Genomic DNA, 11,615 nt, shown 5'->3' with positions numbered 1-11,615 from the left:
GTGTGACGTGAAAGTCGTCTATTAAACTGTTTAGCACTGACTAAACCGAGTGTTTTGCCACTCGTACCCTACTAAACTGTATAAGTACAGTAATGTCTTATGCAAAGCGTTTAGGACAATGAACCCGCCCGAAAAGGAGAAGTTCGGTCTGTGAAGAAGGAACGATGCTATAAGTGTCAAGTTGGCACGGGGGCTAGGGTGAACGGTATGGATAACAGAAGTGAATGATCGTAAGCATCGTTAAATCGAACAAGCCAAAGACACTGACAGGCTTGGACCAAAAGGTATGTGGTAGGTTATCAGCGTGAACGCATCTGATACGCAAACATAAACACCACCGGTGTATAGATCAATCCTAACCCGCTCGTTGTTTGATAGGTGGAACACGGAAACCCCATATATCTCTGGGTAATTTCTTTACTCAGTAAGGTTGATCATGAGAAAGACTGATGGATATGTGGGATTGGGAGTGTGGAAAAAGTGAATGCTCATCTGTAATGGATGAGATACAGGTTTAAACGTTATCTGGCTCGAAAGAGAACTGACGTCCACTACGGTCATCTTGAACAAGATTGTTTGTAAAACCTTTTAAGTGAGGAAAGCAGATGGTTACAGGTAAAATTGTAAGTGCACCTTTCGGTACAGCAGAACACTGGAATCAAATTAACTGGTTTCAGTGTAAAAAAAATACCAGAAGGCTACAAGCTCGTATTGTTCAGGCAACAAAAGCTAGGAGATGGAATAAAGTGAAAACTTTACAACGCCTCCTCACACGTAGTTTTAGTGCTAAAGCGTTGGCAGTAAAACGCGTAACTTCAAATAAAGGAAAATGTACAGCTGGTGTTGACAACCAGTTGTGGCAGAGCCCTTCAGCAAAATCTCAAGGAATTGCAAACCTGAGGCAACGAGGATATCGCTCTCAACCTTTGAGACGAGTCTATATCCCCAAACCTACAGGCAGCAAGCGACCTCTTAGTATTCCCACTATGAAAGATCGAGCGATGCAGGCCTTATATCTTATGGGACTTGATCCTGTTGCAGAAACAATAGGAGATAGACACTCATACGGATTTAGGAAACATCGCTCAGCTGCTGATGCGATAAGCCAGATCCACAAAACTTTGGCGGGACGCGACAGATCGCAATGGATCCTAGAGGCGGATATTAAGAAGTGTTTTGATGAAATAGACCATTGCTGGTTAGAAAGCTCAATTCCAATAGAAAAGAATATTCTCAGCAAATGGTTAAAATCTGGGTTCATAGAAAAACAAATGTTCCGCTTCACAATAGCAGGGACTCCACAAGGAGGAATTATCTCCCCTGTACTTGCTAACTTGACCCTTGATGGTTTCGAAAATGTTATCAGTAAACATTTCGGGAAGAAGGGAACAAGAAAACGCAAGAAATATGGTGTGCACGTGATTCGCTACGCGGATGACTTCATAGTAACACTGGAAAATCAAAAGAAATTCTTGAGACTAAAGTTAAAAGGCTAGTAGAGGATTTCCTCAGCGACAGAGGGTTAACTCTATCCACAGGAAAAACCAAGATCACACACGTAGAACAGGGATTTGATTTTCTAGGTCAGACAGTACGTAAGTACGAAAGGAAGATAATCATCAAACCTTCAGCAGAAAGTACAAACCGACTTCTGAAGCGCATCCGGTGCTTGATTCGTAAGAACTGCGCAGCAACCCAAGAAAAAGTAATAGAACTGCTCACACCTCAAATTCGAGGGTGGGTCTATTACCACAGGGGAATATGCGCAAGAAAAGCTTATGAGAAAGTGGATTCTGAGATTTTTAAAGCCTTATGGCAATGGTCAAAACGCAGACACCCTAATAAAGGCTTACGCTGGATTAAGGAGAAATACTTTAAAACAAAAGAAGCCAGAAGATGGTGCTTTGCAGCGCTGACTAAGAATAAAGGTACAGTTGAGTGGAAGGAACTCTTTCAAGCAACAAGCGTACCAATTCGTCGCCACAAGAAAATTCAAGCTGAGGCAAATCCCTACGATAAAGAATGGTATGCCTACTTTGAAAAACGTAGATCAAATAATCCTTCTCTTTATGAGGATGATAAGATATGATTAATGTTAATCCTAGTAAGGAATTTGAAATGCCAGAATATTTGAAGGAAGCTGTTGCCGGTTCTCGAGAAAAGGACTTAAGATGGCTCGAGCCGTATGAAGGGAAACTTTCAAGTACGGTTCCTAGAGGAGAGTTTAGTGGAAAATATCTCAGTCCACTAAACTCTTACTCGTTCATTGACAATACGAAGTTCTTAAAGAAAATTCAAGGTTACCCAAGTCAAGAATTTACATCTACAAATGTGAATATAGCTAAGGCTGGTATAAAGGTCGTTTGCAGTGGTTAATATACTAAGAGAATCGGATTTACCTTAAGTAAGCTATTCACCAACTGTCAAATAAAAAATTCATATCTTAAAAGGATCATACATATTAATTTCCTTAATTTTCACTTTCTCATTTAATAACCTTAAGATGGGCTGTAAATCATCGTCGATTGATAAGCACAGTACTTCTCTATCAAGATAATTGGCTAAATGATTCTTCTTCTCAAGAATTTCTGCTTCTTCCAATAAGTCGCATTTGTTTAATACTACAATTTCTTCCTTCTTAATAAGGTCGCTATTGTAAAGCTTCAGCTCATTATGTGTACAATTATAAGCTGAGATAATGTCATCGTGAGTTACATCGATTAAATGTAGCAAAATTCTACATCTTTCTATGTGCTTTAAAAACTTGTGCCCGAGCCCAACTCCAAGATGAGCATCAGCGATTATCCCAGGAATATCTGCTATGACAATTTCACTATAATCCACTTTTGCTACACCTAAATGTGGTCTTATAGTAGTAAATGCATAATCGCCTACTTTCGTATCAGAATTTGAGCAGCGGGTTAAAAATTTCGATTTACCTGCATTCGGCATACCAATAATGCCAACATCAGATAAAACTTTTAGCTTTAATATTACATCTCTCTCTTCGCCAGGCTGACCATGAGTAAAATATCTTGGCGCCCTATTAGTAGAAGATTTAAAGTTAGTATTTCCAAGCCCACCTTTTCCACCTTGCACTACTTGAGATTCCATGTCGGGTTTATCAAGATCTACTATCACTTCCTCACTTGCTTCATCGATTATTTGTGTACCAACTGGAACTTTAAGTATAACATCTTTTCCTGCTGTGCCAGATCTATCTCTGCTTGCACCACTTTTTCCACTACCGGCTTTAATGTGCCTCATGCAACAAAAGTTAAGCAAAGTGTTGAGATTTGCATCACTGATGAAAATTATGTCTCCTCCCCTGCCCCCATTACCACCATTTGGACCACCAAACTCAACGAATTTTTCTCGACGAAAACTCGCGCAGCCATCGCCACCATCACCTGCTTTTAAATATAATTTTACTTCATCTATGAAGTCCATGCCAACCCACGATAATATTTAGCATTTCCTCCTAATGAACTTTCTATTCTGATTAATTCATTATACTTTGCAAGCCTATCAGAGCGCGACAGGGAGCCAGTCTTTATTTGTCCACAATTTGATGCAACTGCTATGTGGGATATCGTTGTGTCTTCTGTTTCACCTGAGCGGTGCGAAATAATAGCTTTATAGCCATTTGATTTTGCCATTTCAATAGCAGCAAAAGTTTCCGTAAGTGTTCCTATCTGATTTGGCTTGATTAGTACAGCATTTGCCATTTTTTCCTCTACTCCTTTATGTATTAGGTCACAATTTGTAACAAATAAATCATCTCCAACTAATTGAACTTTATTTCCTAGTCTTGCAGTAAGTAATTTCCAACCTTCATAATCGTCTTCACTCATTGCATCTTCTATAGAAATTATTGGATATTTTCCCACAAGGTCACAATAGTACTGAGCCAATTCCTCTGAAGTGAGCTCTCTGTTTTCAAATTTGTAAATTCCATCTTCATAAAAAGTAGATGAAGCAACATCAAGACCCAGTGCAAAATGATTTTTCATCGAATAACCGGCAGATTCCACAGCCTGAATTATCAAATTAAGAGTTTCTTCAGTGCTCTCAATGTTTGGTGCAAAACCACCTTCATCCCCTACATTTGTACTATAACCTTTTTTCTTAAGAATGCTGCGCAAGTTATGAAATACTTCTGCAGACATTCTGATTGCTTCACTGAAAGTTTCAGCACCAACCGGAAGAATCATGAACTCTTGAAAGTCAAGTTTATTGTCCGCATGTACTCCACCATTAATTACATTAATGAGTGGAACTGGCATCTGCTCTTCCCCTACTCTCAAATATCTATATAGCAGCATTTTAAAGCTGTTTGCCGCTGCTTTTGCAACTGCAAGAGACACACCCAAAGTTGCATTTGCTCCAAGTTTAGATTTATTTTTTGTTCCATCTAGCTCAATTAACGCTTTATCAATTGCACCTTGGTTTGCTGCATCCATGCCAATGATTTCATTTGCTATCACTCCACTCACAGATTGAACAGCTTTCAGCACTCCCTTACCACAATACCTTTTTTCATCTTGATCTCTCAGCTCCAATGCTTCTAGTTTACCGGTTGAAGCCCCAGAAGGCACAGCTGCTCTACCTATTGCTCCATCACAGAGCTCAATTTCTACCTCAACAGTTGGGTAACCCCTGCTATCTAAAATTTCTCTTGCAAATACGCTGCTGATTGTCTTTTTCATCATGCTAAACCTCTACTAGATTCACAATTGTGTGCACGTTCGGGAAATACCCCAGCGCTGTAACATTTCAGTGTACAAACATTGCAACCTACAGATAAACAGATAATTTGAGTAGCAGATGGTGTCATCCCAGTGCTCCGACACTGGGATCCAGGAAAATTGATTGTAAACAAGCGCACTATGTAATATTTTCAATGAAATTACTAGAAAGCTGGATTCCAGTGTCAAGCACTGACCACCTGCAAATTGCAATACCCGTACAGTTGTTTGCCTAGGTACTGGTTTACTACACAATTTTACCATATAAATTCTCCCAGTCCGGATTATCTTTTTCGATTAAATTTATTTTCCATATATATAATTTTCCAGTATCAGCTACTTGCATGACACCGGTGCTTGCGTTTATTCTATAGCTTAACTAAACATTTGTATAGTTTCTGTTATGAGCTTTGCAGTTTCTCTTGCTAGTTTAGCTATATTACTACCAGCACCAATAAATAATACTACATCACCGAAATTTGTCGAATCACTAATAAAATGTGAAATGAGCAGAGCATCATTCATAATCTTTACATTATTAAACCCATTACTAATTAAAGCTTTTTGTATATCATCAATTCTACAACCAGGAATAGGCTTATCTTCTGGAGGATGGACAGGAGTGAGAATTACATAATCAAACATCATGAAAATTCGTACGAACTCATCAAAAAAATTACGAATACGAGCAAAACGAAGCGGCTCGATAATTCCTATTACCTTTTTTTTAGCAATCGAACGTGCTGCTGCCAGGGTTGCCTGTATTTCGTTTGGATGATGAGCATAATCCTCAATTAACTTAACACCTTTAATATCGGCAATTAAAGCAAATCTCCTTGCTACTCCTTTAAATTCCAAAAGACCTTTTTTAATGTCCTCATCGCTAATTCTGAGTTTTACTGCAACCGATATTGCAGCTAGGGCGTTGCTGACTTTATGCATTCCTATTGCATTTGATAGCACTATGTTTTCTATAATTCTGGTACAAGGTTGAACATTTTCTTTTTGTCTTTCAAAAGCGAGTTCTTTTAATTGAAACACTATATGTACATTATCATCATCAACTTCAATGCGTTGAACTAATTTTCTAATTATATCACCCCAATCTGCCTCTGATAAATCATACTTCTCCTTCGCTATGTGCCCTCTTACCATCTTAACTTCTTTCCATACCACCTTTTCTAGTATATCCGCGCGTATTGATTTGCTATTACATTCACCAAAACGATTTCCAGAACAACGATAGTAACTTTTTCCTCCCTTAGCATTACTAATTCCATAATAAATGGATTTACAATACTGACATACAATTAATTCTTGTAATAAGTATTTTCTTCCACTTTGTTGCATTTTTTCTATTTGTAGCTTTTCTTTTTCCACACTGCATCTCTACGACTTATATCTATTTTGCCTATAGTAAAATACGCACATAACGAGCCAAATCAAGGAAAGTGCAAACCAAGTAATTGCGTATTCAAGGTGCTTTATTGGCTGTACGGTGAATTTACCACTGAAACCTTGCTGCCACAATATACATTTCTCTAGCTTAATACCTAGCTCATTGGAAATTTCTTCTGTACTTAGGGTAAACCATGTATTTGAAGCAATATCATTTTTGATAAACCAATTTTTGCTACCATCACAATACAAAACTCCACTCAAAGCTACTTTTTCAATTTTTGCTTTTTCTGCTTTTTTTTCTCTGACTATTCCTTTATTTATTAACATGTAATGTCCAGTGGTAAGCAACATAGGAGACAGCACGTGATAGCCACGTTGCCCCGCAAAAACATATAGTTCTATGTCACTTAAAATTCCGTCGATTTTGACGTGTCTGTAATTAAATTGTGCAAGATCATCACTAGGTAATAGATGAATAACTGGAAGATCCATATTTTTGATAATATTATTCTTCCAGCTCAATCTAAATAATTGCCATAACCCTAGTGAAAAAAAAAGTAGAAAAGGTATAATGAAAACAAATACTGTTTTTCTTAACACTCTATATTTGTGTTCTTAAGTAATTTTCAACACCCATAAGCTCAATGAGGTCAATTTGTCCTTCGATCCAATGTAAATGCTCTTCCTCATTTTTCAGTAGCTCTTCTAATAACATTACACTAACGCAATCCTTTTCTTTTTCAGCAACGGAAATTGCCTCTTTGATACCCTTGATACCTTCTTCTTCTAATTTTAAATTATCTTCTAAGATTTTCTGTATTGTACCTTTTGTGAACTTTCCTTCATACTTTGAGATTTTATTTGTATCTTGAAAATTTGGCATGCCCTTAAGCAGTAAAATTCTTTCTGCTAGCCTATTTGCATGTTCAAGCTCTTCATTAAGCTCGTTTTTCATCTTTTCTGCAAATCTATTGATCTTTCTATCTTTGAGAATTGCAGAATGCAAAAGGTACTGACGCACGGAAGTTAATTCATGAGTCAGTAATTTATTCAAATGTTCTACTATTTCTTTATTCATAATCTTTCTTTAGCTAATATACCAATGTAATCTACATAACAATCAAGGCTACATCAATTCATTTTTCTCACAACAACCGTACCAAATAGCACATCATGATATGTCTGTTTCTTCTGAGAGAAGCAAGCAACTAAATACCAACAGAGGGTAAGTATAACTATAATTGCTTCTAGTGTACTTAAAACATTTACTAACGTATGAAAAAGTTTGATAAGGGTGATAATAAAATTATGTAGCAGGGGAAGAAAAAACTGAGAGATACTGCGATCAAATGCTAAGCTCAAACCTATTTTAGAATTATCTAAATTTTTGGTATATATATTTAGTAACTGTTGACCTGGAGTTGCTTGGGCTGTTGAAGATATGAAGTATGTAAAGTAACTACAATTTTTACACATGTATGACACGTGTAAAATTAATGGAAAATCCCCTAGTAACAATACAATTAGTAAGCTTGGAATTAATAAAATTGCTACATCTATTAAATATGCGCAGAAGCGTCTTTGTATACTAGCAATTTCTGTCATTATCTGTCTTTCAAATATTTTATTATGAATTCTGTAAGTCTATCAAAATGTTGAAAACATAACAAATCTTCATAACCGCTTATCGATTGACCGTATATAATAGGTAAGCAATTGGCATTTTGTGCACATAGAATATCTGTGATGCTGTCACCAACAAAAAACACATTTTCTCTATTTACAAGTAACGTACTTTCCTCCAGTGCAAATAGCAGTGGAGTTGCAGATGGCTTATCTTCTGCAGTATCACATGAACCAACTATTCTTTCAAAGTAAGAATCTAGTTTAAAATAGGCAACTTCTTGACGTAAATTAGTATTTTTCTTATTGCTAACTATCGCTAGATAGATATTGTGATTTTTCAGTGTCTGCAGCATTCTCTTTACTCCTTGGTTTAGAGTAATGTTTTGCAGTAGTGCATTATCTAAGTATTTTTGATATATCTGATTTGCTTTTTTCCACTGATCACCAAACAAATTGACCATGTAGCTCTTTCTTGATTCATGAGAGTTTCTATCAGCAACTTTGTTGCTGCACCCCATTGAATTCAAGGTGTGCTGAATAGCATTAGAAATATTATCTTGAGTGTCAACTAAGGTATTATCCCAATCGAATACTACTGCTAATGGGCTATTTTTCATTTTTATATTGTTACGTATTTTAAGTTAATAAGTAAATGATATTTTGATGAAAAAAGCATAAAGAGTTGGTCTTTATTGCAAGTTATGTTAACCATTTTTACATAATAGCCTAATACACTGGTTATATGATATGTTTTAATAGGTAACAGGTATGGCGCAGACATCTAAAGAAAGTGTTGAAAAAAAGTTTAAAGATGTTTTTGAACGTTCTCCGGGTGCTTTTCCAGAGGGTACGTCGCTGGAAGAGAAGGTTGATCGTATAGCAAAAGGAACAAAGGCTCTGAAGGCTGCAAGAAGTCAAGAACTCGAAGGCAAGATGAAGAATGTCGCTGAATTAAACAAAGAGCTTCAAAGACGACAAAGGCAAGAAAATGAGGAAATAGATAAACTTAGACGATCAACACAAGAGTTAAGGAAAGAGTTTGGTACAAGTAAAAGAAGTAGATCAGGTGCAATACTGCAAGAAGCTAGGCAAGATACGCAACTATCAAGGATTGAAGGGTTGCGTGATAGTAAAGAATTTCAAGAAGTGACTAACACTCTTAGAGAAATTATAGCAGAAGGTAAAAGCGTTGAACAGAGTGGACAAAAAAAGACTTCTGAAGCTTCTGCGCAAACAGATACACAGCCATCAAAGCACATCGTTAGTCCCTCAGTGAGCAAGAGTTCTGTAAAAGAGAAGCTCAACACTGAGCCGGACAAAAAAGATAACACACCTCAACTACAAGAAAATCAAAAAGAAGAAGGGTTTTTGAGTCTTCTGAAGCGCTTTGTTAAGAAAATATTAGAAAAACTTTTAGGTGAGGATAAAAAGAGTGTGGAAAATGCTCAAAGAGATACGTCAAATAACGAAGAGCAACAAAAGAGTAAGCACTTTGATAAAATTTTAAATCAGGACCAAAGTATAAGCAAGGGCTTAGAGCAAGCAACACAACTTGAAAACCCAACGATAACACCTGTTAATACTCCTGAAGTGAATGAGGTGCAAACAGGACGTGAGAGATAATTCACCTTAAAATAAAAGGAGAATGTGAAACAAAGCATAGAAGCCAAGTTGAGAAGAAAGTTGGAAAGAAAAAGAAGATAAAATCTCAATCTGGAATAAAGTTACAATTAGTTTTTGGTTACCTAAATTAGGTATAACAGATAGGAAGCAAATAACTAAACAGGAATAAGTTGTATTAAACAAGACTTACTTTAAAAAAGTAAGTTATAAAATAATAAAAGAAAGGAGTGTTAGAAATGAGAAACAAAAATATTAAAACCAAAGCTAGAGAACTAGCAAAGCAATTAGGTAACGTATCACAAGCATGTAAAGTGATGACGTGATACATTTTATAGGTTCAAGGAGTTATATGAAAATGGGGGAGAAACATGAAATAAGTAAGAAAAAACCGCTATTAGCAAACAGAGTTTCCGAAGATATAGAAAGAACAATAATTGGCATAGCTACAGAATTTCCAGCATATGGACAAGAAAGAGCTGCAAATGAGCTTAGAAAAGGGGAATGTTCAAAAAAGTGTGTCAAACCGCATTTTTAATTCAACTCAATTTTCAATCTACCAGGAAAGAAAATGTCAAGTTGAGACATAGTTAAAAGGCAAAGCCATAATCCATTTTTGCTCCACTTTTTTTATAGCACAATATACCAACTTGTACAAGGCATTTGTACTGGTAAATGAACCCTTGGTTTTAGTGAATTTTCTGATCTGTCTGTGCAGTCCTTCAATAGGATTTGTAGTATAAATTAGCTTTCTAACAGGACCAGAATACTTGAAATAACCCGACAAATTTTCCCAATTGTTCTGCCAAGATTTCACGACCAACGGATACTTTTCTCCCCATCTTTCCTCTAGCTCAAGCAAATAATTCTCAGCAATTTCTTTGCTTGAAGTACGATATATTTTTTTTAAATCATTCATAAAAACTTTCACATCTTTGCTCGATACATATTTCAATGAATTCCTTATTTGATGCACTATACATTTCCGCATTAGGAAACACACTATTTATAGCTGTAGGAAAGCTTTTTAGTCCATCTACGCAAGCTATCAGAATGTCCTCTACTCCTCTCTCTTTAAGATCATTTAGCACTCCTAACCAAAAGTTAGCACCCTCACTTTCTGCTAAGTAAAACCCAGTACTTCTTTTTTGCCATTTTGGTCTATACCCAATATATTGTACATACATTTACTTACACAATGCCCGTTCTCTTTGACTTTAAAAAACATGCCATCCATGAACACTATTGGATATACAGATTGCAGCGGACGACTACGCCATTCGTTGATTATCGGTAGCAGTTTGTCAGTAATACTTGATATTTCTGCTGCAGATATTTTGTGGTCATACATCTCCTCTACATGCGATGCTATACCCCATGCCACTAGCGTATGTGCTTAAAACCTTTGCTTCAAGTTCAGTTGTTTGTCTTTTTTTGACTATTTGTGGCTCAAAACTTCCCTCTCTATCTCTTGGTGTTAACAGCTCAAATGAGTTGTACGTAGAGTTTTTGCATTCCTCCCATTTCTTCGATTATTTTCTTCATCTTCATTTGATAAGTGATTTTCTATTTCACCTTCTAGACTTGCTTCTAGTAGCTTTTTTATCAAAGGCATCAGTGCTCCATTTTTGCCAGTTAGAGCTCTACCTTCTCTTATTGATGATAAAATATTTGACTCTAATTCTTTATAATCCACTAATCCAACGTATTTGTTCGCTGTTTTTTGATTCATATGGAGAGTAGACCAGTGGAACTTCCCCACCAGTCTCTCGCAAAACTGTACGTAAACCTCTCAGCTTATACAGCTTCCATTATTCAGCCTTTTGATCTAACCCTAGTGTCCAGTGATAGAAAATATCCGGAGACCTCTTTCTCACCTTTCCTAGAAATTGTCTTGCTAGTCTTCCGTGACCCCTGAGTCTCTTATATTTCCTTTTGACCCACTTTTCTAGATGCCGCTCTACATTCTTTAGAGATTTGTAGACCTCAGTTCTGTAAAATTTGCCATAGTACTGATACCAGCCTCTGACTATTGGATTTACTTTCTCTGACATCCCCTCTAATGTTATATGCGTATTTCTTAGCATTTTCCATGATCTTATGGTTGTAGTAATCTTTTTCTTGGCCTTGTTGCTAATTGCTGGGAGAAATGAAACAAAATGCTTCCCTATTTTATTTCTTGCTAACCTGGGTCTGAATGTGTAACCCAGAAAATCAAAA

11 protein-coding genes and 4 pseudogenes are annotated in these 11,615 nt (G+C 36.5%); 5 read left to right on the top strand and 10 right to left on the bottom strand.

Features of this window, described 5'->3' with window-relative positions:
* Positions 1 to 605: 605 nt before the first annotated feature.
* Genes Wcon_RS06445 through Wcon_RS06435 form a run of 3 tightly spaced genes read left to right on the top strand, consistent with a single transcriptional unit; the run spans position 606 to position 2,376 of the window.
* Entirely contained in the window at positions 606 to 1,496 is an 891-nt protein-coding gene (locus Wcon_RS06445) for a reverse transcriptase domain-containing protein (protein ID WP_114517629.1), read from the top strand.
* Positions 1,469 to 2,089 carry a group II intron maturase-specific domain-containing protein gene (locus Wcon_RS06440; protein ID WP_114517628.1) on the top strand — a complete coding sequence of 207 codons (621 nt, stop codon included), beginning with the start codon at positions 1,469 to 1,471 and terminating at the stop codon, positions 2,087 to 2,089. Before Wcon_RS06445 ends, Wcon_RS06440 begins: the two co-directional genes overlap by 28 nt.
* Positions 2,086 to 2,376 (top strand): hypothetical protein, encoded by a 291-nt coding sequence (locus tag Wcon_RS06435; RefSeq protein WP_114517627.1) that lies wholly within the window; start codon positions 2,086 to 2,088, stop codon positions 2,374 to 2,376. Before Wcon_RS06440 ends, Wcon_RS06435 begins: the two co-directional genes overlap by 4 nt.
* 60 nt (positions 2,377 to 2,436) lie before the next feature.
* Here the strand turns inward: Wcon_RS06435 and cgtA are convergent, their stop codons facing one another.
* The 8 genes and pseudogenes from cgtA to Wcon_RS06395 form a co-directional block, all read right to left on the bottom strand.
* Positions 2,437 to 3,450: an Obg family GTPase CgtA gene (gene cgtA / locus Wcon_RS06430; protein WP_114517626.1), complete on the bottom strand. Its 1,014-nt coding sequence runs from the start codon at positions 3,448 to 3,450 to the stop codon at positions 2,437 to 2,439.
* The gene (gene eno, locus Wcon_RS06425) at positions 3,438 to 4,712 is read right to left on the bottom strand and encodes a phosphopyruvate hydratase (protein WP_114517625.1); all 1,275 of its coding nucleotides are present in this window, start codon (positions 4,710 to 4,712) and stop codon (positions 3,438 to 3,440) included. The genes cgtA and eno overlap by 13 nt, the downstream gene beginning before the upstream one ends.
* A gap of 411 nt (positions 4,713 to 5,123) precedes the next feature.
* A pseudogene (locus Wcon_RS12825) lies at positions 5,124 to 5,723 on the bottom strand (glutamate ligase domain-containing protein); the annotation flags it as partial.
* A 192-nt stretch (positions 5,724 to 5,915) separates the two neighbouring features.
* Positions 5,916 to 6,098: pseudogene (locus Wcon_RS12820) on the bottom strand (recombinase zinc ribbon domain-containing protein); the annotation flags it as partial.
* A gap of 39 nt (positions 6,099 to 6,137) precedes the next feature.
* On the bottom strand, positions 6,138 to 6,749 hold the full coding sequence (locus tag Wcon_RS06410; RefSeq protein WP_114517624.1) for an SURF1 family protein: 612 nt from the start codon (positions 6,747 to 6,749) through the stop codon (positions 6,138 to 6,140).
* Between the two features lies 1 nt (position 6,750).
* Entirely contained in the window at positions 6,751 to 7,227 is a 477-nt protein-coding gene (gene bfr, locus Wcon_RS06405) for a bacterioferritin (protein WP_114517623.1), read from the bottom strand.
* A 53-nt stretch (positions 7,228 to 7,280) separates the two neighbouring features.
* Entirely contained in the window at positions 7,281 to 7,754 is a 474-nt protein-coding gene (locus Wcon_RS06400; RefSeq protein ID WP_114517622.1) for an RDD family protein, read from the bottom strand.
* Positions 7,754 to 8,392, bottom strand: coding sequence for an HAD family hydrolase (locus tag Wcon_RS06395; protein WP_114517621.1), 639 nt, complete (start codon positions 8,390 to 8,392; stop codon positions 7,754 to 7,756). The genes Wcon_RS06400 and Wcon_RS06395 overlap by 1 nt, the downstream gene beginning before the upstream one ends.
* Positions 8,393 to 8,543: 151 nt before the next feature.
* Here Wcon_RS06395 and Wcon_RS06390 point away from each other — a divergent pair, with 151 nt between their 5' ends.
* Both Wcon_RS06390 and Wcon_RS06385 read left to right on the top strand, forming a co-directional pair.
* Positions 8,544 to 9,398, top strand: coding sequence for a hypothetical protein (locus tag Wcon_RS06390; RefSeq protein ID WP_114517620.1), 855 nt, complete (start codon positions 8,544 to 8,546; stop codon positions 9,396 to 9,398).
* Between the two features lie 249 nt (positions 9,399 to 9,647).
* Positions 9,648 to 9,894, top strand: a pseudogene (locus Wcon_RS06385) (helix-turn-helix domain-containing protein); the annotation flags it as partial.
* A 35-nt stretch (positions 9,895 to 9,929) separates the two neighbouring features.
* On the opposite strand, the pseudogene Wcon_RS06380 reads toward Wcon_RS06385, so the two are convergent.
* Both Wcon_RS06380 and Wcon_RS06375 read right to left on the bottom strand, forming a co-directional pair.
* A pseudogene (locus tag Wcon_RS06380) lies at positions 9,930 to 11,127 on the bottom strand (IS256 family transposase).
* A 79-nt stretch (positions 11,128 to 11,206) separates the two neighbouring features.
* Positions 11,207 to 11,615 (bottom strand): group II intron maturase-specific domain-containing protein (locus Wcon_RS06375; RefSeq protein ID WP_275936935.1); only part of this gene is annotated, 409 nt, incomplete at its 5' end.

Source organism: Wolbachia endosymbiont of Cylisticus convexus (genome assembly GCF_003344345.1).
Note: the sequence above shows the minus strand (reverse complement) of the source record. Positions and strands in the feature narration are given on the sequence as shown.